We start from the raw sequence: 25,405 nt of genomic DNA on the forward strand, positions 1-25,405 counted from the left end.
TTGGCATTTCTTATCGTTCTTGACCCCCGAAAGGGGTTGCAGGAAATACGTAACATCCTTTCCCCAACGTGATCCAGTGTTTAGCGCGACCGCCGAAACCTTGCCGGGGCAAAAGGCGTGATCTCTGATGCAGGGGTGCGGCCAGCGATCAGATCGGCCACGATTTCCGCCGTCGCAGGTGCAGAGGCCAGGCCGATATGACCGTGACCGAAGGCGTGGATGATATCGGCACTGGCAGATGCACGACCGATGACGGGCCTGCCATCCGGGGTCGAGGGCCGGTGCCCCATCCAGCGGCTGACATTCTGGTCGTTGATCTTCAGTCCGGGCCATGTCGTCCGCAGATGCGCCAGCAGGATATCCGCGCGCCGCCAGTCCGGCCGCGCATCGGGAGAGGCCAGTTCAACCTGCCCCGAGGCGCGCAGCCCACCGGCAACCTGTATATTCGCCATGCGGCCATCCTGCGGCATGACGGGAATATTGGCGATGCCTTCGGTGCCTGCAATCTGCACGAAATAGCCCCGCTCGCTTTGCAGAGGGATACGCTCGCCCGCCAGTCGAGCCAGCCGGGGTGCCCGGATGCCATTGGCGATGACCGCCGCGTCGCAGGCGACAGGGCCGCGATCGGTCTGCACCGCGCCAAGCCTGCCGCCAGAGAGATCAAAACCAGTTGCACGCGCGGCATGAAATTTGCCTCCGCGCGCGCTGACCCAATCGCAGATCGCGGACACATATCCGCCGGGATCGGTGCAATGGCCACCATCGGTGATCCGGATGGCAAAGCGGTATAGCGGCGAAAGCGCGGGCAGCAGGTCGCGCAGTTCTTCTTCGCCCAGTTCCTGCATCCGGACGCCCAAACGCTGGCGAATGTTCCATGCTGGAGCGTCTGTCTCAAACGCTGCGCGGTCATGAAAGGCATAGATCAGCCCGTCATTGCGGATGAATTCCGGCCGCCCGATGCTATCGGCCAATGCCCGGTGCCGCGCGGGCGCGTCGGACAGAAGCTGGTTCAGGGCGCGGGCCGTTTCTTCAACCCTTTGGGGCGAGCGGCCCGCCATCAGAAAACGCCACAGCCATGGCGAAAGAGCGGGAAGATGCCGCCAGCGGATGGTCAAAGCACCTTTCGGATCGCGCAACATCCCCGGCACCTTGCGCCAAAGGTTCGGGGCCGACATCGGAATGATTGACGCAGGGCTGAGAAAGCCGCCATTGCCAAAGCTTGCGCAATGCGGGCCACCGGGCGGATCCGGCTCTATGACGGTGACACGGTGAGAATCGGCCAGTAAACGCGCCGCAACGATTGCCCCGATCACCCCTGCGCCAATCACGGCGACATGCCTTTTCACCGCCATTCACCCTGTCCGGTTTCGCGCCTGAACGCATGGCTAGAACAACCGGGCGCTCGTTTCCAGCGTCCAGTTGCGCTGTCGTTCGACTGCGGCCTGACGCTTTCTGCTCAGCCGCCGGCCTCCTCACTTTTCAGGCCGAGGATCGCCGCACCGACCAGACCCGGCTCAATCCGGCATTCGGCCGGTACGATCAGCGGGCGGTCGAATTTGCGCAGCACCTTATCCCGCACCGCCCGGTCGAGTGCCCCGACCAGCGGGCGCGCGTTCGACAGGCCGCCGCCGACGGCGATGATTCCCGCGCCAAGCATGTTCTGCGCCATGGTCATCGGTCCGGTCAGAATCTCCAGCCAGATGGCGATGGTCCGGCTTTCCTCGGCCCTGCCCCGCTGCCACCCGTCGACGATGGCGTGACTTGCAAGATTCGCACCCGGATGCAAATGGCTGTGCAGGCGTTCCATTCCGCGCGCACCGCAGACGGAATCGAGGCAGCCCGCATTGCCGCAACCACAGGCGAAGGCTGGCAGTACAACCTGCGGATCGCCGACAACGCGCTGCGCGACTTCACCGTGGCCCCATTCGCCCGCCATACCGCCATCGGGATTGATCAGCTCTCCCCTGACGACGATGCCGCCGCCGATCCCGGTGCCGAGAATCACCCCAAAGACGATGTCATGCCCCCGGCCCGCACCGACGACGGCTTCGGCCATGGCAAAGCAGTCGGCGTCATTGGCGAGCACCACCGGCAAGCCAAGCGCGGCACTGAGATCGGCGACCACGCGTTTGCCATTCATGCAGGGTATATTGGCGACATTTGCGACCCCGGTGTCGGGATCGACCGCCCCCGCGATGGAAAAGGAAAGCCGCGTCGGTGGTTCCGGCGCGTCGGCGATGGCGCGGCGCAGCACGTCCAGAAAAGCGTCCAGATCACGGCCCGGCGTCGCCTCGCGCCCCATCGGGCGAACATCCTGCTGCGAATAGGCATGGGCGATCTTTATCGCGCTGCCGCCGATGTCGAAACACAGGATCATATCTTCAGTTCCCTCACCCGTGCGGGTCCGGCATTCGGGCGGCAGATGCGTCCAAGGACCGCCATGCGGCTGCCTTAAACCAGATCGTCACGGCCACCCGGATGGACCTCTTCGTAATAGTCGCGCAGCTTCAACCGACTTGCGGCAGCCTGATCCAGCACGATGGTCGCCTTGCGGTGCATCTGCAAGGCCGACGCGGGGCAAGCCGCACTCAGCGGGCCTTCGATCATCGCGGCAGCGGCCTCGGCCTTGCTGTCGCCATAGGCCAGCAGCACGACCTCATCGGCGCGCATGATCGTGCCGATGCCCATGGTGATGGCAAGGCGCGGGACGTCATCGGGATTATCGAAATAGCGGGCATTCGCTTCGCGAGTGGAACGCGTCAGCGTCTTGATCCGCGTTAGCGAGGACAGGCTGGAGGTCGGTTCGTTGAAACCGATGTGACCGTTCGCGCCCAGACCCAGAAGCTGCAATCCGATATCGCCCGCCGCCGCGATAGCCTTTTCATAGGCCGCGGCCTCTGCCTCGGGATCGGCGGCGTCGCCGCGCGGCAGATGGGTCGCGCCTTCCGCGAAATCGACATGGTCGAACAAATGGCCGCGCATATAGCGCCAGTATGATCGCGGATGATCGGGCGGCAATCCGACATATTCGTCCAGATTGAACGAACGGCTTTGCGCAAAGCTGACCTCGCCCCGGCGGTGATGCTCGATCAGACGGGCATAGACCGCCTCCATCGTGCCGCCGGTGGCAAGGCCAAGCACGGTTCCCGGCAGCGCGTCCAGACGGGCAACGATCTGATCGGCGGCGCGGGCAATGGCAAGTTCAGGGGTCGCGTGAATCAGAACCTTCACAGCGGCTTCCAGGCGATGGCGTCAATCTCGACCTTCGCGTCGATCATCAGCCTTGACTGCACGGTAGAGCGCACGGGCGGATGGTCGATGAAGTGCTTTTCGAAGACCGCGTTGAAGCTGGTGAAATCGCGCGGATCGTCCAGCCAGCAGGTCACTTTGATGACGTCTTCCAGCCCGCATCCGGCAAGGGCCAGCACCTGCTTGATATTCTCGATCACCTGCTCGGTCTGGGCGACGATCCCGCCGCTCACGACCTCTCCATCCACGGTGGGAACCTGCCCGGAAATGTGGACATAGTCACCGGCCCGCACGGCCTTGGCAAAGGGGCGGCGCGTGCCGCCAGCCTGCGGATCTGCGGTATCATAGCGGACAAGACGGGGATCATTCATGGCGGGCCTCAGGTAATTCATTTTCACTCCGGGCAAGGCATCCACCCGGATCACAACTTTGCTTTACCCAATTTCGTCGGCTCAAGTAAATTATTTTCTTCAACAAAATCCACTCAGACGGCGATTTACGCGAATCCTCACGCCGTCGCCGCCGCTGCCTTCCGATCGCGCCGCTTGCGTCTGGAGGCCCGGTTGTCGCGCAGCATCAGCATGGCCGGCGTCACGATAAGGGTCAGAACGGTCGCCACCACCAGACCACCGGCAATGGCCGCCGAAAGCTCTGTCCAGTATTGGGTGGAAGGCGCACCATAGACGATGCTGCGACCGAAGAAGTCGATGTTCAGACCGATCACCATCGGCATCAGGCCAAGCGCTGTCGTGATGGATGTCAGGAACACCGGACGCAAACGCTGCGCGCCGGTGCGCAGCGCGGCCTCCAGCGGGTGCATGCCTTGCTTTCTGAAGTCATTATAGGCGTCGATCAGGACGATATTGTTGTTCACCACGATCCCCGCCAGAGCGATGACACCGACCCCGCCCATGACCACGCCGAAAGGTCGCCCCGTGACCACCAGCCCCAGCAGGACACCGGCGATGGAAAAGACAATCGCGCTCATCACCACGAACGCCTGATAGAAGCTGTTGAATTGCAGGATCAGGATCATGAACATCAGCAGCACAGCGGCGACAAATGCGCTGACAAGGAAGATCATCGCCTCTGTCTGATCCTCTGCTTCGCCTGCAAATTCATAACTCGCGCCCTCCGGCAGGTCCGCATCGGCAAGCGCATTCTGAAGGGCAACCACCTGATCGTTGACCAGCACGCCCGGCGCCACATTCGCCTCGACCGAGGTGACGCGCCGCTCATCAATGCGGTGGATCACGCCGACACGCTCCACAGGCGAAAAGGACACGAAGTTCGAAATCGGCACCAGCCCCGAAGCGGTCGGCACCCGCAGATTGCTGAGCTCGGCCAGTGACCGCGCCTCGGACGGGAACCTGACGCGAATGTCCAATTCGCCCTCTGCATCAGAAGGACGGTAATCCGTCACCGTAATACCCTGCGTCAGAAGCTGTACCGCCTGCCCCAACAGGCTGACATCGGCGCCGTAACGCGCAGCCTCTGCCCGGTTCACATTGATGGCCACCTCGACACCCGACAGCGGACGGGTGTCGCTGACATCGGTGAAACCGCCGATCTCGTCCATGATGCCCAGCACCTGATCGGTCGCAGCGGCCTGCGCCTCTGCCGAATTGGAAAAGACACGCAGATTGACCGGCTTACCTTCCGCGGGCCCGCCGCTTGCGGTTTCGACCTGAACTTCGATGCCGGGAATATCCGCCACCATCTTGCGAATCCGCTCACCCAGTTCGATGGCCTTGGGACGTGTATCCCATTCCGTCAGATCAAGCTGGATCGTGCCCAGCACATCCTCGTCGCTGCCGCCAGAGGTTCCCATGCTGGAACGGGCATAGACACGCTCTACCCCCTCCATGCCCAGAATACGCGTCTCCACCTCGCGGACGAGGTCGTCGCGCTCATAGATGGAAAGGTTGTCACGCCCTCGCACCTGAACCTGCATGAATTCCGGTTCAACATCGGGAAAGAAGCTGAGACCGCGGCCAAACTGCCCGTATACGGTGAAGGATCCCAGCAGCATCGCGATGGCCAGAACCGTCGTCGTCCAGGGACGCATGATCGCCTTTTCCAGCAGGCGGACATAGATGCCCGTCAGCCCCGGCACCCGACGCGGATCGCCATATTCCGAGGCATGAAGCGCCATCTTGTCTTTCGCCGTCTGCGGCCGCACGCGCCCGATCACCCCGCCGACGACCGGAATAAAGACAAGCGCCATGAACAGCGATGCGCTGAGCGTCAGCAACACCGTTATCGGAAGATATTTCATGAACTGACCGATAACGCCTGACCAGAAAAGCAGCGGGAAGAACACGCTCAGCGTCGTCGCCGTCGACGAGATGATCGGCCATGCCATGCGCTTGGCGGCATGGGCATAGGCCTCTTTCGCGGTGTCACCTTCCTGCAGGCGCCGGTCGGCAAGCTCCACGGTCACGATGGCCCCATCCACCAGCATCCCGACGACAAGGATCAGCGCGAACAGCACGACGATATTCATCGTATAGCCCATCGCCCAGATCGCGGTGACGCCGGCAAGGAAGGCACCGGGAATCGCCAGCCCGACCAGCACGGCAGAGCGCAGGCCAAGGGCAAAGACGATCACGATCATGACCAGAAGAACGGCCGCCAGAACGTTGCTTTCAAGGTTCGACAGCATCGTCTTCACCTCGGCGCTCTGGTCCTGCAGATAGGCGACATTGACCGTTTCCGGCCAATCCGCGCTCAACTCCTCTCCCACAGCCTTCACGGCGGCGACCGTGTCGATGATATTCGCGCCAGAGCGCTTCTTGACCTCCAGCGACAGCGCCGGCTGGCCGTCGATACGGGCATAGCCGGTCGGGTCTTCGAATGTGCGGCGGACCGTCGCCACATCCTCAAATGTGACAACTGTGTCACCATCGACCTTGATCGGCATCTGCATGACATCAGCCACATTCTCGATCAGGCCGGGCACTTTCAGCACCACGCGCCCACCACCCGATTCGATGGCGCCCGCAGCAATAAGCTGGTTGTTCCGCGTCAGTTGCGAAATCAGCGAGTCGAAATCGAGGTTGTAGGTCTGGAACACCGTCGGGTCGATCAGCACCTCCAGAAACTCTTCCCGCTCGCCGCCGATTTCGGCCTCCAGCACGCCGGGTATGGCCTCAAACGCCTCCTGCGCCTGTTCGGCAAGCTGGTTCAGGGTGCGCTCCGGAACCGGTCCAGACAGAACGATCGTAATGATCGGGAAAAGCGCGGTGTTGATCTCAACGACGCTGATTTCGGTGGCGTCATCGGGCAATTCGCCCTGCACGGTATCCGCCGCCTCGCGCACCTTGTCCAATGCCTCGTCAATGTCACCGCCTGCCGCGAATTCAAGCTGAACGCTGGCATAGCCCTCGGTCGCGGTGCTGTTCATCAGCTCCACCCCTTCGATGGCGCCGAACTCTGCTTCCATCGGTTCGACCAGCAGGCGCTCTGAATCCGAAGGGCTGATGCCGTCCAGCGTCGTCAGAACATAGACGAGCGGCAGCGGCACTTCGGGATTGGCCTCTTTCGGGATCGCGACATAGGAAATCGCGCCCAGAGACAGAATCATGATCAGCGAGATGATGACCGCGCGGCTACGAGAGAAGGCGGCGTCGATGATGGCGTTCAACGGCCCGGCCCCACATTCTGCGTCAACTCAGAGCTTCCCGGCGAATCTGCGGCGCTGATGGCCGACGTGTCTTCGCCCGACGTATCCGGCGTGGCCTTCGCGTCTTCTGCAAGCTCCGGCTCCGCCTCTTCATCCTTGACGCGCACCTCCTCTCCGTCACGCACAAAACCCTGCCCGACGGTGATGATACGCACATTTTCAGGCAGGCCCGTCGCCCAGATGCCACCCATCTGCGCATCCGCGACTTCGACAGGAACGAAGCGGACCACACCCTCTTCCTCGATCTTCACACCGACATCACCATCGGGGCTGAGAGAGACAATCGAAGGCTCTATAAAATGCGCAAGCTCTTGCCCGGTAGGTATTGTAATCTCGGCAGAAATTCCTGCCGGTATCTCTCCATCTGGGTTTTCGATCTCGATCTCGGCAAGGAAGGTCCGCGTCGAATCCTCGGCCGCGGTTCCGACAAAGGTGACCTCACCCTCACGCTCCTGCCCGGTGATGAACTGCACCTTTGCAACCTGCCCCACCTTTATGCGGTTCAGCGATTGCTGGGGCACCTGAATGCTGACGGTCAAGGGCGTGTTATCGACGATCCGCGCCACCTCATCACCCGCTGCGACGAATTCGCCATCGTTGATCGGCAGCGCTTCGACACGTCCGGCAAAAGGTGCCGTAACGCTCAGATCCTCCAATGCATTCTCTGCCGTTGTGACCGCCGCCTGCGCCGTTGCAAGATCGGCACTCGCCTGAGTCACGCGGTCAGTCGTGGCAACCCCGCGTTCGCGCAACTGGCTGGCATTGTCGAATTCGCGCTGCGCACGGCTGAGTTCCTGCCGCGCGCGTTCAAGATCGGCCTCCGCCTGTTCCGCAGATAGCCGGGCGATGACGGCCCCCGCCTCAACCTCGCTGCCCTTGCTGACGGCAAGCTCTATCACGGTGCCCGACGCCTCGGCGCGGACCGAGGTGTCACGATCCGGCTGCGCCTGCCCTTCGGCGCGAAAATTCAGCGTCACCTCCTCGGCGGCAGAACTGCGGACCAACACCGTCGGCGGCTCGATCTCTGGTGGGGCTTCGGCCTGTGGGGCGTCGGGCTTGATAATGAACCCGCTGGCCATCCACCCCACGATCAGCAGCAGCAAAAGCATCGCCACCCAGAAAGAGCGCGACGCACCCTTATCCGTTTCAAATCTCAGCGGCGAGCGCCCGGTCGTCTGATCGGTCATCTGGATATCTTGCTTTGTCTCTGCGCGCGGAAAAGTGCCGCGATACTAGGTTGGAGTTCTATATAGTCCATGAATATCGGATAAACATACCGTGTCCGGAAAATGCACGGATTTACGCCCCCAAAACCGCCCTTGACCGAACGTAAAGCCACAAATGGGCCAATTTTCGTCGCAATCCCGTGCATGGTAAAACCCGCGCCACCTGCTAGTGTAACCGCGCCACAAGCCTACAGGATGCAGCGATGAACAAAGCGGAAATCATGGTTCTCACCCCCGTGCGATCGTCAATCATGCCGCAGCTTGAGGAACGCTTCGACCTTCTGCGCGCTGACAAGGCCGGCGAAACAACCGCCGAGAAAGAAGCATTCGTCACCAGACACGGCGCGAATTGCCGCGCCTTGCTGTGCAGCGGCAATGCCGAACTGACCGTCGCCATGCTGGACGCAATGCCGCAGCTTGGCCATGTCAGTTGCCTCACCGCTGGATATGATGGCCTGCCGCTGCGGGAACTGGCCGCGCGGGGCGTGACGCTCAGCAATACGTCGCCCGCTTTGCGCGATGACGTTGCCGATATGGCGATCCTGCTCATGCTTGCCGGGAAACGCGATTTTGTCACCGCCGAGACCTATGTCCGCAGCGGTGACTGGGCGACGAAAGGCATGTTCCCGCTTCAAAGATCCGTTTCCGGCAAAAGGCTGGGCATTGTCGGGCTGGGCTCTCTCGGTCAGGCGGTGGCGACGCGCGCTCAGGCGTTCAACATGCAGGTCAGCTATTGGAACCGACGGGAAAAGAATGCGCCCCTTCGTTTCCATCCTGATCTGATCCAGCTGGCCTCGGAATCCGACGTTCTGATCGTCACCGTCGCGGGCGGCCCGGAAACGGAGAACCTCATCTCGGCCGATGTGATGCAGGCGCTTGGTCCTGACGGGCTGCTGGTCAATATCTCACGCGGTTCCGTTATCGACGAACCGGCGCTGATCGACGCACTGCAAAGCGGCAAGCTCGGTGCCGCAGCCCTTGATGTTTTCGCGTCAGAGCCTGACCCCGACCCCAGACTGACCGCCCTGCGCAATGTCACGCTGTCGCCCCATCACGCATCCGGCACAGAGGAGGCCCGCAATGCAATGGCCCAGCTTGCCGTCGACAATATTTTCGCATTTATGGACGACAAGCCGCTGATTTCTCCGGTTTCTATCTGACCTGGAACTTTTCCCCGGCAAGCCAGACACGCCCGACGGTGATCTCTGGCGTAAGGGACAGGAAGTCTGCCCGCGCACCGGGGCTCAGATGGCCCAGATCGCACGCGCCCATCGCCTGCGCCGGATACAGCGCCGCAAGCCGCAGCGCCTCGTCCAGCGGCAGGTCCAGCTTCTTGTGGACATAGCGCACCGCGTCAATCTGCGCGATATCCGCGCCGGCCAGCGTGCCATCGGCAAGCGTCAATCGCCCGTCCTTGCGATAGATCTGGCGACCGTTCAGCGTGAATCCCGGCAGATCTGTCCCGATCGTCGACATCGCGTCCGACACAAGGAACATCCGCGCAGGCCCCGCCTTCCCGCGCAGCGCCACGCGCAGAGCCGCGTCATCGACATGGAAACCATCGGCTATCAGACCGGGCCACACGCGCCCGTCATCCAGTGCCGCGCCGACCAGCCCCGGCTGTCGATGACCAAGCTGGCTCATGGCATTGTAAAGATGCGTCGCCATCCGCGCACCCGCATCGAAGGCTGCCTGCGCATCGGCAAGGCTGCAATCCGTATGGCCAAGGCTGACCGTCACACCGGCCCGCGCCAGTTCACCGATCTGCGCGGGCGTCACCGATTCCGTGGCCACGGTGCAGATCATATGCGGCAATGCCCTGGCGGCTTTCACGATGATCGCCAGATCCTCATCCGACATCGGGCGGATCAGGGCCGGGTCATGCGTTCCCTTGCGCGACAGGGCCAGATGCGGCCCCTCCAGATGCAGGCCCAGCAACGAGGGCACCCCGGCAGAGCGGATTGCCGCATCAATCGCCGCATCGGTGACCTCGCGGTTATCGGTGATCAGCGTCGCCATGATAGAGGTCGTGCCCAGCGACAGGTGCGCCTTGCAAATCGTTGCAATGCCTTCAGGCGTCGGATCATTGTTGAACAACACCCCACCGCCGCCATTGACCTGCAAATCGACAAATCCCGGCACCAGCCAGCCATCGACCTTCTCGCCCGCGGGCGCACCGGATGCAGCGACAATTTCGCTGACCCGGCCGTCCGCCACAATCAGCGCCGCGTCCTCATGCCATTGATGGCCGTCGAAAATCCGGGATGCGTGAAAGGCGGTCTGGGTCATGGCTGTCAGGTCTCTTTATTTTCCGTCGCTGCCCCTGTCATGCGCTAACAAGCCTCAGATCGCAACAATTTCGCAGAGTTAGCGCGTATTTGCGGCGCGGGTCCAGCCTCTTGCCAATCGTACTGGGGCGGACACGATCTGTTTGGCCGTTGCGATGCAGTTGATGTAAGAGGATCGGCAGAACAATGCCCGAGGAGTGCGCAATGAGCCTGACCGAAAGACTGTCAACGGAACTGGAACAGATTCGCGCCGATGGCCTGTTCAAATCGGAACGTGTCATCACCTCCATGCAGGACGGCCAGATCGAGGTCGCGCCGGATCGTGAAGTCCTGAACTTCTGCGCCAACAACTACCTTGGTCTCGCCAATCATCCCGAACTGATTTCCGCGGGTCACAAGGCACTGGATCGCTATGGCTACGGCATGGCATCCGTTCGCTTCATCTGCGGCACTCAGGAAGAGCATAAGGCGCTTGAGACCCGGATTGCCTCATTCCTTGGCACCGATGACGCCATTCTGTTCTCAAGCTGCTTCGACGCGAATACCGGGCTGTTTGAAACGATCCTCGGCGCAGAGGATGCCATTATCTCCGACGCGCTCAACCACGCCTCGATCATTGACGGTGTGCGGCTGTGCAAGGCGCAGCGCCACCGCTATGCGAATAATGACATGGCCGAGCTTGAGGCTTGTCTTGTCAAAGCAAAAGACGCCCGCACCCGCGTTATCGTGACCGATGGCGTGTTTTCGATGGACGGCGTCATCGCAAACCTGCCCGCCATCTGCGATCTGGCAGAGAAATATGACGCCACCGTCGTTGTCGATGACAGCCACGCGGTCGGGCTGACGGGTCCCGGCGGGCGCGGCACCCCCGCGCTGCACGGGGTAGAGGATCGCGTCGGCATCCTGACAGGCACACTTGGCAAGGCGCTTGGCGGGGCCTCGGGCGGCTATGTCGCAGCTTCCGCGCCGGTGGTGGAAATGCTGCGCCAACGCTCCCGCCCCTATCTGTTCTCCAATACGTTGGCGCCAGTGATTGCGGGTGCCTCGCTCACCGCGCTTGACCTGATCGACAATGGCGATGATCTGCGCAACCGGCTGGATGGCAATGCCCGCCGCTTTCGCACGGAAATGGGCAGCGCCGGCTTTACCCTTGCCGGCGCGGGCCATCCCATCATCCCGGTCATGCTGGGCGACGCGCATCTGGCATCGGATTTCGCCGCGCGCATGATGGAAAAAGGCGTCTATGTCACAGCCTTTTCTTTCCCCGTCGTCCCGCGCGGTCAGGCCCGCATCCGCACCCAGATGTCGGCGGCACACAGCGATGACGAATTGTCCCGCGCCATCGCCGCCTTTATCGAAACCGGCAAAGAACTGAAGGTCATCGCATGAGCAGCAATATGATGAAGGCCCTTGTGAAGTCGCGGGCAGAGCCGGGCCTGTGGATGGAACAGGTACCCGTGCCGGAACCCGGCCCGAACGAGGTCCTGATCCGCGTCGGGCGCAGCGCCATTTGCGGCACCGATGTCCATATCTGGAACTGGGACGCATGGGCCGCAAAGACCGTACCCGTCCCGCTTGTCACCGGGCATGAGTTTTCCGGCGTCATCGCCGATACCGGCAGCGCCGTCACCCGGTTCCGCCCCGGCCAGCGGGTCTCGGGCGAAGGCCATATCACCTGCGGCGCCTGCCGCAACTGCCGCGCCGGTCGCGGCCACCTGTGCCGCAACACCCTTGGCGTCGGCGTCCACCGCGCCGGGTCCTTCGCGGAGTATCTGTGCCTGCCCGAAAGCAATGTCGTGCTAATCCCCGAGGACGTCCCCGACGAAATCGCGGCGATCTTCGATCCGTTCGGCAATGCCGTCCACACCGCGCTCAGCTTCAATTGCGTGGGCGAGGATGTGCTGGTCACCGGTGCCGGTCCCATCGGGATCATGGGCGCAGTTGTCGCGCAGCGTGCCGGCGCGCGGAAAGTCGTCATCACCGACATCAACCCCGTCCGGCTTGAACTCGCCCGCAAGATGGGGCTGGAAAACGCAATCGACACCCGCAGTCAGGACCTGTCCGACGTCATGACGCAGCTTGGCATGACAGAAGGCTTCGACATCGGGCTGGAAATGTCCGGCGCGGCGCCTGCCTTCCGCCAGATGATCGAGCTGATGAACAATGGCGGCAAAATCGCCATTCTGGGCATTGCCCCCGCCGGGTTCGAAATCGACTGGAACAAGGTCATCTTCAAGATGCTGCATCTCAAGGGCATCTATGGCCGCGAGATGTATGAGACATGGTACAAGATGATCGGCCTCGTTCAGTCCGGGCTGGACCTGACACCGCTGATCACCCACCGCCTGCCGATAGACGAGTTCGAGGCAGGGTTCGCCGCCATGCGATCGGGAGAGGCGGGAAAGGTCGTGCTGGACTGGGGCGTCTGAGCGCGCCCCTTACAGCAGCCCCCTTTGCTTCAGATCATCCTCCAGCGCATGCGGCGTGGTGAAATGCACGGCCTCCATCCCGATGCTCTCGGCCCCTGCGCAATTCTCGGGCTTGTCGTCGATGAACAGGCAGTCGCCGGGGGCCAGCCCGCTGCGCTCACAGAACAGGCGGAAGATCGCCGGATCAGGTTTCAGCATCCGCACAGCACCGGAAACGATCACTGTATCGAACGCCTCGCCCAGCCGGGGATGGGCGACAAGCGCGTGCGGCCATGTTTCCGCCGACCAGTTGGTGATCGCGTGGATCGGATAGCCCGCAGCCCGCAGACGCTCCATCAGCATCCATGTCCCCTCGATCGGTTCGACAAGGCTGGCGGGGAAATTTGACAAATACAGACCCAGCCGCTCCCGGTCCGCCTTGTCTTCCAGTTCAGCAGCCAGATCGGCAAAATTCTCGCCCCCATCGGCCCGCTGATTGCGGCCGTCGAAATCGATTCGCCGCAAGAACGCATCCACGGCCTGGCGGCCGCCCAGTTCTGCCTCGAACACCGGGACGGGGTCCCAACGCATCAGCACATTGCCAATATCGAATACGATCGCTGTCATTCTTGCGTTCCACTCTGCTTGAACCCGTCCGCGCCACCATGCCCCTGCGCATCCAGATAGGCCAGCAACTCATTCACCGCCGCACCGCCCGCCCGGTTTGCCCCGATGGTCGACGCGGACGGACCGTATCCCACAAGATGCACACGCGGATCACGCTCCACCTGCGTGGCAAGCCGCCCTGTCATGACGATGCCGCCATTGTCCTCTCGCAACTGCAAGGGTGCCAGATGGTCCAGAGCACTGCGGAAACCCGTCGCCCACAGGATCACATCCACCTTTTCCTCATGCCCATCGGGCCAGCGGATCGCATCCTCGGTGATCTCGGAAAACATCGGCAGGCGGTTCAGAACGCCCCGCACCTCCATCGCGCGGATCGTCGAACCGCGCGGGATACCCGTCACCGATACGACGGACCCGGGCACAAGCCCTTTGCGCACCCGCTCCTCCACCCGCGCGACGGCGGCGCGGCCATCTTCTGGCGTGAACTCGGTATCGCGGAACTGCGGCACTCGTCGCGTCACCCAAAGCGTTTCCGTCACGTTCGAAATCTCGTCAAGAAACTGCAACGCCGAAATCCCCGCCCCCACGATCACCACACGCTGACCCGCAAACTCCTCTGCGCTGTGATAGTCATGTGCGTGCAGCTGACGGCCGCGAAACAGTTCCCGCCCTGGGTAATAGGGAATCTGCGGCGCATCCCATGTGCCAGTCGCGTTGATGATGCCCCGCGCGGAAAAGGTCTCATGATCGGTTTCCACCCGCAACCGGTTGCCACGGTTGCAGACCAGCCGGACCGAGACCGGACGATACACCGCCAGTTTGAAATGATCCTCATAGGCCCGGAAATAGCGCGGCACGGCCTCTGCCGCGCGGACCTCATCCTGATCCGGGTCCAGCACTTCGGCAAAGCCCATGCCGGGCAGATCATGCACACGGTTCACGGTTTTCATGGTCAGCGAGGGCCAGCGAAACTGCCACGCGCCGCCTGGTTGCGGTGATTTATCCAGCACGAGATAGCCCCGGCCGCCCTTCAGACCATGCCTTTGCAAATGGTAGGCCGCCGACAGCCCCGCCTGCCCGCCGCCGATGACAAGAATGTCGATCTTATAGGCGGCCCTGACCGCCGCCTGTTGCCGTCCGTCGTCGCTCATGCGCAAAGCTCCGTCTGCTTGGGCATGAAACGCCGCAGGTCTGGGCCGGGTTCAAAAGCTTCTCTGGCCATGTCGGCTTGCCGCGACCCGGCGCCGCAGCTAGCCTTGCTTCTGTCCGAATGGCGCTGCGAGAGGGGTGGTGAACTTCGCCAACAGGCCCCGGCACGGCAACACGGCAAGCAAGAGGTGTATATACGCATTATATACGGGATATAGACGGAATATTTACGCGATATCTTATCAGTTTTCAGGGCCTTTTGCGCATTTGGCAGCACCGGTTCACGCCGCACCGCAGCCCGAACTCTCGCACGGCCCATCATAAGGAAAGCACATGAGCGAACGTAAACACTGGGTCGGAGTCGTCAGCCGCGAGCACGTCATGATCGGTGTCGCCGGCGGCTTCGCGATGCTGAATCACGGCAAAGAGGCACCGCTTAAAAGACTGTCGCCCGGCGATACCCTGATCTTCTATTCTCCGCGTATCAGCTATCCTGATGGCGCGGTGCTGAAGGCGTTTACCGCAATCGGAACCGTCGGCGTAAAGCCTGCCTATCAGGCCGAAATGCGGACCGGACAGACTGGCTTTCGCCGCGATATCGACTGGATGGACGCAACCGAAACGCCCATTGCGTCGTTAACGGATCAGCTTGAATTCACCAGCGGAAACTGGGGAATGCTGGCCCGCAGGGGAAGCTTTGAAATCTCTGGTGCGGATGCGCAGGTGATCCGCGCCGCCATGATAAAGGATTGAAATAAATGCAGATGCTCGTTCACTACACAATCTCCGACTACCCGACATTTCGCTCTGCCTTCGACAATGACGCCGAAGACCGCAGCAACAATTCGCTGTCGCTTCTGCAGCTTTGGCGCGAAAGCAATACGAGCGCATGGGCCCTGTTCAACGTGGCCGATCCGAAGAAGGCGAAGGACTATCTGGACGGCGCAGCAGGGGTATTCAACTCGCAAGCCGGTATCAGTTCAGCAGAAGCACATATGCTTGAAACCGCATGATGCGACGCGCCCTCGGCACGATCGCGATTCCCATCGCCGCGGGCTACACCAAGGCCATGCGCGGCCATCATGATCCACGGAATGCTGCACGGCTGGGGCTGGCTGGGCGGGTTGCACCGGCGGTGGGACTGGACCAACGGCTGCATCGCCGTCACCAATGCCGAAATGCAGGAAATCTGGGTAAAAGTGCCAGACGGTACACCGATTAAGATAAAAGGGACATCATGACCGCCGAACTCACCGCACTTACGCTGGCCGGATTGCTGCAAGGCGTGCAATTCGCCCTTTACGCCATTCAGGGCAATAAGGAGCTTGGTCCGCGCGTCACAATGGGACCGCGTGACAACCCACCTCCGGTCGGCGTTCTGACGGGACGGCTGCAGCGGGCGCTGAACAACCACTTTGAGGGACTAATCCTGTTTGCCCTCGCGGTCATGGTCGTCACGCTCGGCGACAAGGGCTCTGCCTTCACGGCCGCCTGTGCCTGGATCTATCTTGCGGCGCGCGTGCTTTACGTGCCGGCATATGCCTTCGGCTGGGTGCCGTGGCGGTCCTATATCTGGATGGTGGGCTTTGTCGCGACCATGCTGATGATGCTGGCCGCTCTGTTCTAGAAAACATCTAAGGGTATGCAATGATGACGCCAGAGCTGACCGTCCTTGCACTTGCCGCGGTGCTGCAGGCAGCCCAGATCGGCATAGCCGCGATGGTGATGAACAAGGACGTCGGCGCGGATTGGAATGCGGGTCCGCGCGATAGGCAGCCGGAATTTGCGCCAATGACTGGCCGCCTGCGCCGGGCCGTCAATAACCATTTTGAATCGCTTGCTTTTCTGACCATCGCTGTCGTTCTGGTTACGATGTCAGACCAGCAGAACCCCTTCACCGCCTGGGCCGCATGGATACATCTTCTGGCGCGGGTCATTTACATACCCGCTTATGCCTTCGCCTGGACGCCGTGGCGATCCGTAATATGGGGTGTCGGCTTCCTGTCGGTCATGCTGATGATCCTCAGCACGCTGTTCTGACGGCGATTAGTCGCCGGCCTGCTGATTTTTCCGGGTGAACACGCCGCGCGGCTTGTGTATGCACGGCGTAATGCCTGCCGCCAGCCGCGGCCGCTGAACTGTTAAGGAGACCCGTATGTCCAGCTATGACCTCATCGTGATCGGCGCCGGCCCCGGCGGCTATGTCTGCGCTATTCGCGCCGCCCAGCTGGGCCTCAAGACCGCGGTCGTCGAAGGGCGCGCCACGCTTGGCGGCACCTGTCTGAATGTGGGCTGCATCCCGTCGAAGGCGCTGCTGCATGCCTCTCATATGTATCACGAAGCCGGACATAATTTCGACAAGATGGGCCTGATGGGAGAGCCGCCCTCGATCGACTGGACGGTGATGCAGGGCTACAAGGCCGAAACGGTCGAGACGAACACCAAAGGCATCGAATTCCTGTTCAAGAAGAACAAGATTGACTGGCTGAAAGGCTGGGGAACGATCGAAGCCGCTGGCAAGGTGAAGGTCGGGGACGAAACCTACGAGACCAAGAATATTGTCATTGCCACCGGTTCTGAACCCAGCCCGCTGAAGGGGGTAGAGGTCGACAACGACAGCGGCGTCATCGTTGATTCCACTGGCGCGCTGACGCTCGCCAAGATTCCTGACAGCATGGTCGTCATAGGCGCCGGCGTGATTGGGTTGGAACTTGGTTCGGTTTATGCCCGCCTTGGTACAAAGGTTACGGTCATCGAATATCTGGACGCCATTACGCCCGGTATGGATGCCGAAATCCAGAAACAGTTCCAGAAAACGCTGAAGAAGCAGGGCATGGATTTCGTGCTTGGCGCGGCCGTGCAGTCGGCAACTGCGGCGAGGGGCAAGGCAACGGTCACCTACAAGCTGCGCAAGGATGACAGCGAGACATCGGTCGAGGCCGATGTGGTGCTGCTGGCGACCGGTCGCCGTCCTTATGTCGAGGGCCTTGGTCTTGATAAAGCCGGGGTAGAGATGACCGATCGCGGGCAAGTCAAGATCGACGATCACTGGCAGACCAACGTCAAGGGCATCTATGCCATCGGCGATGCGGTTCCCGGCCCGATGCTGGCCCATAAGGCCGAGGATGAGGGCATGGCCGCCGCCGAAGTCATCGCCGGTAAGGCCGGTCATGTGAATTATGACGTCATCCCCGGTGTGATCTACACATCGCCAGAGGTTGCGTCGGTCGGTCTGACAGAGGCAGCGGCGAAGGAAACAGGCCGCAAGATCAAGGCGGCAAAGTTCCCCTTCATGGGCAATGCCCGCGCCAAGGCGATGTTCCAGGGCGACGGTTTCGTGAAGATCGTCGCGGATGCAGAGACAGACCGCGTGCTCGGCTGCCACATCATCGGGCCGAATGCGGGCGAGATGATCCACGAGGTATGCGTCGCGATGGAATTCGGCGCCTCGGCCGAGGATATCGCGATGACCTGCCACGCGCATCCGACCACATCCGAAGCAGTGCGCGAAGCCGCCCTTGCGCTTGGCGACGGCGCCATCCATGTCTGATCGCAACGATCCCCGGACGGTCGGGTTCAACCCCGGTCGTCGCCTTGCGCTCTTTGGCCTGTTCGCCCTTGCGGCTTGTGGTGGTGGACGGAAGTCAAGCAAGTCGCGCCCGGCCGAGCCGCGCGGAGACCTGTATCCCGGTGAGACGCCAGAGATGCGGGCCAAGATCAATTACTGGGCCGCCCAGCACGGCATCCCCGCATCGCTTCTGCACAGGGTGATTCAGCGGGAATCGGATTACCGCGCCAATGCCCGCAATGGCCCGTATTATGGATTAATGCAGATTCTGCCCCAGACAGCGCGCACGATGGGCTATCGTGGTCCGGCATCGGGTCTTCTGGATGCCGATACGAACCTTAAATATGCCGGGCGTTATCTTCGCGGTGCCTATATCGTTTCCGGCGGTAACGAAAAGGAGGCTGTGGGTTGGTACGCCCGCGGCTATTATTACGAGGCCAAGCGCAAGGGCCTGCTTGAAGAAACGGGGCTGAGAAGCTGATGCGCCGCTGGCTGTCCTCTGTGATTGTGACGCTGTCGCTGCTTTTTTCAGCGACCGCCACGGCTGCAGAGGATGAGCTGATCTTTTTCCGCATCGGCAACGGCTCTACCGCTGGCACCTACTATCCTATCGGTGGCATTATCGCGGCTTCGATTTCAAACCCTCCGGGTGGGGTGGAATGTGCCGATGGTGGTGCCTGCGGCGTTCCGGGGCTGCTTGCCTCGGCAGTGGCGACGGCAGGTTCGGTCGAGAATGTCGAACTTATCAGCCGCAACATGCTGGAATCGGGCTTTGCCCAGGCGGATGTGGCGCATTGGGCGCAGACAGGCACAGGTAACTTCGCGGGCCTGCCACCGATCGAAAGTTTGCGCGGCATAGCCAGCCTTTATCCCGAAACGATACATATCGTGGCCCGTGCCGACGCGAATGTTGCAAGCCTTGCTGATCTGCGCGGTAAACGTGTTTCGCTGGATGAGCCCGGCTCGGGTACGCTGGTCGATGCACGGCTGGTGCTGGATGCCGCAGGCATATCCGATGCCGATATAACGGTCATGCACCTGCCCGCGACCCGTGCCGCCGTCGCGCTGCGCGAAGGAAAGCTTGACGCTTTCTTTTTCGTCGGCGGCTATCCGGCCCCTGCAATCAGCCAGCTTGCCGGGCAGGCCGATGTGACACTTGTGCCAATCGGTGAGGAGGTCGCCAAGAAACTGACCGGGGCCGGTGCGTTCTTTCTGCGCGGTACGGTACCGCAGGGTGTGTATCGCGGTGTATCGGCGGATGTGCCTACACTTTCTGTCGGCGCATTATGGGTGACGTCGGCGCAGCAGCCGGATGACCTGATCTATGCCATCACCCGCGTGTTGTGGAACGACAACACCATGCGCCAGTTGCAGGTGGGACACCCGGTTGGCCGCCGCATCAAGCGAGAGAACGCATTGGACGGCATCGCCATCCCCCTGCACCCCGGTGCCGAACGCTATTATCGGGAGGCTGGCCTGCTGGATTGAGCCGCTTCGGACTTGCATGTTAACGCTATCCGGGCCAGTTTGCCGGCAACTTCCCAAGGAGTTCCGGACATGATCCCTCAGACGCAATCCGAACATACACGCGCACTTTGTTCATTGGCCCCTGTCATTCCTGTGCTGGTGATTGACGACGCCGCACAAGCGGGCAAGCTTGCCGAATCCCTTATCTCCGGCGGCCTGCCCGTGTTGGAGGTCACGTTGCGGACAGAAGCGGCGTTGGAGGCGATCAGCGCGATGGCACGAGTGGCTGGCGGGCATGTCGGCGCAGGCACCGTCCTGACGCCCGAGCAGGTCTATCGTGCGAAAGATGCAGGTGCGTCCTTTGCCGTGGCACCGGGCGCCACCGAAACGCTGATCCGCGCTTGTGAAGATGCCTCCCTCCCCCTGCTTCCGGGTGCCGTTACCGCGTCAGAAGTGATGCAGGCGAATGAGTTCGGCTATGACATGCTTAAATTCTTCCCTGCCTCTACCTCTGGCGGGGCAGCGGCGCTCAAGGCCCTGGCCGCGCCGCTGCCGCATGTCTCGTTTTGCCCGACCGGCGGCGTGACACCGGAGAATGCGGGTAATTATCTGTCGCTGCCGAATGTGGTCTGCGTCGGTTCCAGCTGGGTCGCGCCGGGCAATGCGGTTGCCAATGGCGACTGGGCGGGGATCGAGGCGCGCGCACGCGAAGCGTCGCAATTGCGGAACCGATGATGTGACACAGGCGGGAGACAGCGCAGGCAGCCTGCCGATGCGGCGTGCCTGGCACAACGTGATTATCCTTGTGCTTGCGCAGGCCCTGATGGGCGCGCAAATGCCGATGATCTTCACGATCGGTGGTCTGGCGGGCCAGATGCTGTCGCCCAATCCCTGTTTCGCAACGCTGGCGATTTCCATGATCGTGCTCGGCTCGGCGTTGAGTGCCAGACCCTTGTCCGGCTTCATGCAGCGCCACGGGCGGCGGGCAGGTTTTCAACTGGCGGCACTTTCAGGAATGCTGGGTGCCGGGATTTCGGCGCTCGGCCTCTATCAGGGCAGTTTCACACTGTATCTGACGGGTTCGCTGATGACTGGCGTCTATATGTCGTCACAAGGCTTCTTCCGCTTCGCCGCCACCGATACCGCGCCAGATCATTTTGCGCCACGCGCAATCAGCTTTGTCATGGCGGGCGGCCTTGTATCGGCCTTCGTCGCGCTTTTATTGCTTCGCGTCACCGACGGGCTTTCGGCGATTCCGTTTCTGTATACCTATGCCGCCATCATGCTGCTGAACCTGATCGGCATCGGGCTGTTCATGGCACTGGATATTCCAAAACCCACGCCGAAAGCTGAAAGTGTCACCCAGCAGGGTCGCCCGACGGGTGAAATCCTGCGCGATCCCGCCATCGTCGTGGCGATGATCTGCGCGATGGTTTCCTATGCGCTGATGAACCTTGTCATGACCTCTACCCCGCTGGCGATGGTCGGCTGCGGGTTGCAACAGGCCCAGGCCGGTGACGTCGTTTTTTCGCATGTGCTGGCCATGTTCATTCCCAGCTTTTTCACCGGCCACCTGATCAACAGATTCGGCGCGGCACGCATCGTTGGGTTGGGCCTGTTGATCCTGACGGGTGCAGGTGCGGTTGCGTTGAGCGGGGTGACGCTGGAGAATTTCTATATCGCCCTGATCCTGCTGGGGCTGGGCTGGAACTTCGGCTTCATCGGCGCGACCACAATGCTGGCCCGCGCGCATGCACCCGAAGAACGCGGTCGGGTCCAGGGGATAAACGACCTTGTGGTTTTCGGCGGGGTATTTCTGGCCTCGCTGTCATCTGGCGGATTGATGAACTGCTCTGGCGCGATCGACGCGCAGACCGGATGGAATGCGGTCAATATGGCGATGGTGCCATTCCTCGTGCTGGCAGGCGGGGCGCTGATCTGGCTGAGGATGCGCCCTAAGGCAGCCTGAGGACCGGGGCGCTGCCCCGGACCCCGAGGTATTTTCACACCAAAGACGCGCGCATGTTCAGGATATCCTTGGCGAGCGACAGTGTCGAAGGATCGTGGTCCGGCGATGGTTCACCATCCAGAAGCGGGGCCACCTTCAGGGCAAGTTCCTTGCCGAGTTCAACGCCCCATTGGTCGAAGCTGTTGATGCCAAGGACAACGCCTTCGACAAAGACGCGGTGTTCGTACAGCGCCACGATCTGGCCGAGTGTGAAGGGCGTGAGCTGCGGTATGAGCAATGTTGTTGAGGGCCGGTTTCCGGGGAATACGCGGTGACGGGCCTGTCGCTCCAACTCGTCACCCGTCAATCCTTTTTGTTCCATCAGCTTTCGGGCGGCGATCAGGTCACGGCCGCGCATCAGGGCCTCTGACTGGGCGAGGCAATTGGCCAGCAGAAGCTTGTGATGGTGATCCAGTGCGGGTTCATGGCCAAGGGCGGCAGCGATGAACTCGCAAGGGACAATCTGTGTGCCCTGGTGGATAAGCTGGTAGAACGCGTGCTGCCCGTTCGTTCCCGGCTCCCCCCAAACAACGGGGCCGGAGGGCAAAGGAAGATCGCTGCCATCCATGGCCACGCGTTTGCCGTTCGATTCCATTTCGAGCTGCTGCAGATAGGCGGGCAGACGTGACAGGCGGTTGTCATAGGGCAGAACCGCGCGGGTCGGATAGCCGCTGATCTGGTGGTGCCAAATTCCCACAAGTGCCAGCATGACGGGCATGTTCCCTGTCAGCGGCGCCTCGCGAAAATGGGCATCCATTGCCGCACCGCCGCGCAGCATCTCGCGGAAACTGTCGGGGCCGATGGCGATCATCAGGGACAGGCCGATCGGGCCCCACATGGAATAGCGGCCACCTACCCAATCTTCGAAGCCGAAGACGCGCGCGGGATCAATTCCCCATTCGGCGGTCTTGTCCGTTGCCGATGAAAGGGCAGCAAACTGACGCGCGGGTTCGTTCACCTTGCGCTTCATCCAGTCCATCGCGGTCTGCGCGTTGGTCATGGTTTCAATCGTGGTGAAGGTTTTCGACGCCACGATTATCAGCGTCGTTTCTGCATTCAGTGCCGAGAGAACCTCGGCAATATCTGCGCCATCCACATTTGAGACGAAATGCGCCTTGGGTCCATCGTGATAGGGTGAAAGTGCGATGGTGGCCATTTTCGGCCCGAGATCAGAGCCACCGATGCCGATATTGACGATATCGGTGATCTTGCCGCCCTGCCCCTGATACGCGCCGCTTCGCACATCAGCGGCGAACGCGCACATACGGTCGAGCGTTGCCGAAACCTCGCCACAAATATCCTGTCCATCGACCGTCAGCGCACGATCATAATTGCGCAGGGCTGTGTGAAGGACAGCGCGATCTTCGGTTTCGTTGATGCGTTTGCCACTGAACATCGCATCGCGCCTGTCTGGCAGGTCGGCCAGCAGTTCCAGCAGGGCGTCGCGGCTTTGCGCGTCGATATTGGTCTTTGAGTAGTCGAAGATCAGGTCGTCGGCTTTGACGGTGAATTCCTCTGCCCTGTTCGGGTTCTCATCGAACAAGGACGTTATGCGACGCTCGCCCGAGGGGCGAAGCGATTGCAGGCGGGTCCAGATGGGTTCAAGATCAGTCGGCATAATGCACCGTCGCGTCACGCAGGAAAGCAGCAATGGGCGCATCAATCGGGTTGGCGCACATCGCCTCCTCAAGTGCTGCGCGTTTCTGCGCACCAGTGATGAGGATATGGATATTCAGGGCCGATTGCAGGGCCGGCGCTGTCAGTGTGATGCGGGGCTCTGCCCCACCGGACGCCGCCATGACAGGCGGTGCATCATGGGCAAGCAGCCTGTCCAGACCCGATGCACCCGGGAAAAGGCTGGCCGTATGCTTGTCATCGCCCATGCCGAGCACGAGTACGGTGATCGGCAACAGAGGCTTCAGCCGCTCGGACAGTGCCGGGGCCGCGCCTTCCGGCGTTGGGTCACCGGTATAGAGGTCGAGATATTCCGCCGAAGCGGCCGGACCGTTCATCAGCGTTTCCCGCAACATCGCAGAGTTTGAGCGGGGATGGCTGGCCGGAACCCAGCGTTCGTCATTCAGAAAGACGGTAATGTTTGCCCAGTCCAGCGGAAGGGCCGACAGCGCCTTGAACATAGGTGCAGGGGTCGAGCCGCCGGGCACACACAAGCTGGCCGGTCCGACCGCTTCCAGTTGCTGGCGCAGTTGTCCCGCAATACGGTCAGCCAGCGAAAGGGCCAGCAGCTCCCGGTCGGGATAGTTTACAATCTCGGCACTCATGCGCGTATCTCCCGCCAGCGGCGATTGTCGCGATGCATCAGGCGCAACGCTTCTTCGGGTCCGGAAGATCCGGGATCATAGGGTTCGGGCCTTGCCTTGCCGTCTTCCCAAGACTTGATGATCGGATCGGCCCAGGCCCACGCGGCCTCGACCTCATCGCCGCGCATGAACAGGGTCTGGTTGCCGCGGATGACATCCATGATCAGGCGTTCGTAGGCGTCGGGCATATCCGCACCTTCGGGGCCGAGCGCATCGGCAAAGGACATATCCAGAGGCACCTGCACAAGTCGCATTCCGCCCGGTCCCGGTTCCTTGATCATCACGGTCAAATCCATGCCTTCATCCGGCTGCAACTTGATGACAAGCTGGTTCGCCCGCTGGCCACTTTCATCGAAGATCGAATGCGGCGGCTCTTTGAAGGTGATGACGATCTCGCTTGTGCGGGCGCGCAGTTTCTTGCCCGTCCGCAAATAGAACGGCGTGCCCTGCCACCGCCAGTTCGAGATGCGGACCTTGAGGGCGACATAGCTTTCGGTGCGACTGGCGGGGTTTTCGGCGTCGTCCAGATAGCCCGGGTTGTCACCGTCGCCCTGATATTGGCCACGAACGATTTCCGCTTCCTCAACCGGCTGCAACGCACGGATCACCTTCAGCTTTTCGTCGCGAACAGCGTCGGGGTCGAAGTGATAGGGCGGCTCCATCGCGGTCAGGCAGAGAAGCTGCATCAGGTGGTTCTGAACCATGTCGCGCATGGCGCCGGAATTGTCATAGTAGCTTCCGCGCCCACCAACACCCACGGTTTCCGACACGGTGATCTGGACGTGATCGACGAATTGCGCGTTCCAGAGAGGCTCGAACAGAATGTTCGCAAAACGCACCGCCATCAGGTTTTGAACGGTTTCCTTGCCCAGATAATGGTCGATCCGGTAGATTTGCTTTTCCGCAAAATGCTGGGCCAGGGTCGCATTCAGTTCCTGCGCGGATGCGAGATCGCGACCGAAGGGCTTTTCAACGACGATACGGCTGTTTTCATCCGCTATTCCATATTCCGACAGACGCTGCGCAAGGTCGCCAAACAGCGATGGCGCGACAGAGAAATAAAAGGCGCGTACCACGCCATCGCGCATCCGTTCTTTCAGTTGATCCCAGCCGCCAGTACCCTTGGCGTCAATGGCGACATAGCCAAGCTCTGCCAGAAAGGCATCAAGCTGGCTTTTATCGGCTTTGGGGGCGAATTCTTCAATCGCTTTGCGGGTTTCCTCGCGGAATTCTTCATCGGTCAGTTCTGAACGCGCAGCACCGATGATGCGGGCATTGGCTGGCATCTGGCCGGCAAGGAAACGGCGATAAAGACCGGGCAGGATCTTGCGATGAGCAAGATCGCCAGTGGCACCGAAAATCACCAAATCGAAATCTTCGACAGGAATGGTTCTCACAACCATAGGGACCTC

General features: G+C 61.3%; 25 protein-coding genes. 13 read left to right on the plus strand and 12 right to left on the minus strand.

What is annotated here, in order from left to right; all coding sequences use genetic code 11:
* Positions 1-80: 80 nt before the first annotated feature.
* The 6 genes from PAF20_RS11035 to PAF20_RS11060 form a co-directional block, all read right to left on the minus strand.
* Positions 81-1,352: an NAD(P)/FAD-dependent oxidoreductase gene (locus tag PAF20_RS11035; protein WP_271070688.1), complete on the minus strand. Its 1,272-nt coding sequence runs from the start codon at positions 1,350-1,352 to the stop codon at positions 81-83.
* Between the two features lie 104 nt (positions 1,353-1,456).
* Entirely contained in the window at positions 1,457-2,377 is a 921-nt protein-coding gene (locus PAF20_RS11040) for an ROK family protein (RefSeq protein WP_271070689.1), read from the minus strand.
* Between the two features lie 74 nt (positions 2,378-2,451).
* Positions 2,452-3,231: a glucosamine-6-phosphate deaminase gene (gene nagB / locus PAF20_RS11045; RefSeq protein ID WP_271070690.1), complete on the minus strand. Its 780-nt coding sequence runs from the start codon at positions 3,229-3,231 to the stop codon at positions 2,452-2,454.
* Positions 3,228-3,620, minus strand: a complete 393-nt coding sequence (locus PAF20_RS11050) for a RidA family protein (RefSeq protein WP_271070691.1) — start codon at positions 3,618-3,620, stop codon at positions 3,228-3,230. Before PAF20_RS11050 ends, nagB begins: the two co-directional genes overlap by 4 nt.
* A gap of 137 nt (positions 3,621-3,757) precedes the next feature.
* A complete protein-coding gene (locus PAF20_RS11055) occupies positions 3,758-6,895 on the minus strand; it encodes an efflux RND transporter permease subunit (RefSeq protein ID WP_271070692.1) in 3,138 nt (1,045 codons plus the stop codon).
* Complete coding sequence (locus PAF20_RS11060; RefSeq protein ID WP_271070693.1) at positions 6,892-8,121, minus strand: efflux RND transporter periplasmic adaptor subunit; 1,230 nt, start codon at positions 8,119-8,121, stop codon at positions 6,892-6,894. The genes PAF20_RS11055 and PAF20_RS11060 overlap by 4 nt, the downstream gene beginning before the upstream one ends.
* Positions 8,122-8,363: 242 nt before the next feature.
* On the opposite strand from PAF20_RS11060, the gene PAF20_RS11065 reads away from it, so the two are divergent.
* Positions 8,364-9,320: a 2-hydroxyacid dehydrogenase gene (locus PAF20_RS11065; RefSeq protein ID WP_271070694.1), complete on the plus strand. Its 957-nt coding sequence runs from the start codon at positions 8,364-8,366 to the stop codon at positions 9,318-9,320.
* On the opposite strand, the gene nagA is transcribed toward PAF20_RS11065, so the two are convergent.
* Positions 9,313-10,449 carry an N-acetylglucosamine-6-phosphate deacetylase gene (gene nagA / locus PAF20_RS11070; RefSeq protein WP_271070695.1) on the minus strand — a complete coding sequence of 379 codons (1,137 nt, stop codon included), beginning with the start codon at positions 10,447-10,449 and terminating at the stop codon, positions 9,313-9,315. The genes PAF20_RS11065 and nagA overlap by 8 nt on opposite strands.
* Positions 10,450-10,652: 203 nt before the next feature.
* Here nagA and PAF20_RS11075 point away from each other — a divergent pair, with 203 nt between their 5' ends.
* Complete coding sequence (locus tag PAF20_RS11075) at positions 10,653-11,837, plus strand: glycine C-acetyltransferase (RefSeq protein WP_271070696.1); 1,185 nt, start codon at positions 10,653-10,655, stop codon at positions 11,835-11,837.
* A gap of 11 nt (positions 11,838-11,848) precedes the next feature.
* Positions 11,849-12,877 carry an L-threonine 3-dehydrogenase gene (gene tdh / locus PAF20_RS11080; protein ID WP_353620617.1) on the plus strand — a complete coding sequence of 343 codons (1,029 nt, stop codon included), beginning with the start codon at positions 11,849-11,851 and terminating at the stop codon, positions 12,875-12,877.
* 9 nt (positions 12,878-12,886) lie between these two features.
* Here the strand turns inward: tdh and PAF20_RS11085 are convergent, their stop codons facing one another.
* Entirely contained in the window at positions 12,887-13,483 is a 597-nt protein-coding gene (locus PAF20_RS11085; RefSeq protein ID WP_271070698.1) for an HAD family hydrolase, read from the minus strand.
* Positions 13,480-14,634, minus strand: coding sequence for an NAD(P)-binding domain-containing protein (locus tag PAF20_RS11090; RefSeq protein ID WP_271070699.1), 1,155 nt, complete (start codon positions 14,632-14,634; stop codon positions 13,480-13,482). The genes PAF20_RS11085 and PAF20_RS11090 overlap by 4 nt, the downstream gene beginning before the upstream one ends.
* 331 nt (positions 14,635-14,965) lie before the next feature.
* On the opposite strand from PAF20_RS11090, the gene PAF20_RS11095 reads away from it, so the two are divergent.
* The 10 genes from PAF20_RS11095 (at position 14,966) to PAF20_RS11140 (ending at position 21,636) form a co-directional block, all read left to right on the plus strand.
* Positions 14,966-15,385: an EVE domain-containing protein gene (locus PAF20_RS11095; protein WP_271070700.1), complete on the plus strand. Its 420-nt coding sequence runs from the start codon at positions 14,966-14,968 to the stop codon at positions 15,383-15,385.
* A 5-nt stretch (positions 15,386-15,390) separates the two neighbouring features.
* Positions 15,391-15,645, plus strand: coding sequence for a hypothetical protein (locus PAF20_RS11100; protein WP_271070701.1), 255 nt, complete (start codon positions 15,391-15,393; stop codon positions 15,643-15,645).
* A 69-nt stretch (positions 15,646-15,714) separates the two neighbouring features.
* The gene (locus PAF20_RS11105; protein ID WP_271070702.1) at positions 15,715-15,873 is read left to right on the plus strand and encodes a L,D-transpeptidase family protein; all 159 of its coding nucleotides are present in this window, start codon (positions 15,715-15,717) and stop codon (positions 15,871-15,873) included.
* Complete coding sequence (locus PAF20_RS11110; RefSeq protein WP_271070703.1) at positions 15,870-16,259, plus strand: MAPEG family protein; 390 nt, start codon at positions 15,870-15,872, stop codon at positions 16,257-16,259. Before PAF20_RS11105 ends, PAF20_RS11110 begins: the two co-directional genes overlap by 4 nt.
* 20 nt (positions 16,260-16,279) lie before the next feature.
* Positions 16,280-16,672 carry an MAPEG family protein gene (locus PAF20_RS11115; RefSeq protein ID WP_353620587.1) on the plus strand — a complete coding sequence of 131 codons (393 nt, stop codon included), beginning with the start codon at positions 16,280-16,282 and terminating at the stop codon, positions 16,670-16,672.
* A gap of 115 nt (positions 16,673-16,787) precedes the next feature.
* Complete coding sequence (gene lpdA / locus PAF20_RS11120) at positions 16,788-18,182, plus strand: dihydrolipoyl dehydrogenase (protein WP_271070704.1); 1,395 nt, start codon at positions 16,788-16,790, stop codon at positions 18,180-18,182.
* Entirely contained in the window at positions 18,175-18,681 is a 507-nt protein-coding gene (locus PAF20_RS11125) for a lytic transglycosylase domain-containing protein (RefSeq protein ID WP_271070705.1), read from the plus strand. Before lpdA ends, PAF20_RS11125 begins: the two co-directional genes overlap by 8 nt.
* Positions 18,681-19,688 carry a TAXI family TRAP transporter solute-binding subunit gene (locus PAF20_RS11130; protein ID WP_271070706.1) on the plus strand — a complete coding sequence of 336 codons (1,008 nt, stop codon included), beginning with the start codon at positions 18,681-18,683 and terminating at the stop codon, positions 19,686-19,688. Before PAF20_RS11125 ends, PAF20_RS11130 begins: the two co-directional genes overlap by 1 nt.
* 69 nt (positions 19,689-19,757) lie before the next feature.
* On the plus strand, positions 19,758-20,402 hold the full coding sequence (gene eda, locus PAF20_RS11135) for a bifunctional 4-hydroxy-2-oxoglutarate aldolase/2-dehydro-3-deoxy-phosphogluconate aldolase (protein WP_271070707.1): 645 nt from the start codon (positions 19,758-19,760) through the stop codon (positions 20,400-20,402).
* A 37-nt stretch (positions 20,403-20,439) separates the two neighbouring features.
* Positions 20,440-21,636 carry an MFS transporter gene (locus PAF20_RS11140; protein WP_271073312.1) on the plus strand — a complete coding sequence of 399 codons (1,197 nt, stop codon included), beginning with the start codon at positions 20,440-20,442 and terminating at the stop codon, positions 21,634-21,636.
* A gap of 34 nt (positions 21,637-21,670) precedes the next feature.
* On the opposite strand, the gene pgi is transcribed toward PAF20_RS11140, so the two are convergent.
* From pgi to zwf, 3 genes are read right to left on the minus strand one after another with little or no spacing between them, the layout of a single operon-like run.
* Positions 21,671-23,293: a glucose-6-phosphate isomerase gene (gene pgi, locus PAF20_RS11145; RefSeq protein WP_271070708.1), complete on the minus strand. Its 1,623-nt coding sequence runs from the start codon at positions 23,291-23,293 to the stop codon at positions 21,671-21,673.
* A complete protein-coding gene (gene pgl / locus PAF20_RS11150) occupies positions 23,283-23,954 on the minus strand; it encodes a 6-phosphogluconolactonase (protein ID WP_271070709.1) in 672 nt (223 codons plus the stop codon). Before pgl ends, pgi begins: the two co-directional genes overlap by 11 nt.
* Entirely contained in the window at positions 23,951-25,396 is a 1,446-nt protein-coding gene (gene zwf / locus PAF20_RS11155; RefSeq protein WP_271070710.1) for a glucose-6-phosphate dehydrogenase, read from the minus strand. Before zwf ends, pgl begins: the two co-directional genes overlap by 4 nt.
* Positions 25,397-25,405 lie beyond the last annotated feature (9 nt).

The sequence above is a fragment of the Paracoccus albus genome (genome assembly GCF_027913035.1).
In the GTDB taxonomy this organism is placed as follows: Bacteria; Pseudomonadota; Alphaproteobacteria; order Rhodobacterales; family Rhodobacteraceae; genus Paracoccus; species Paracoccus albus.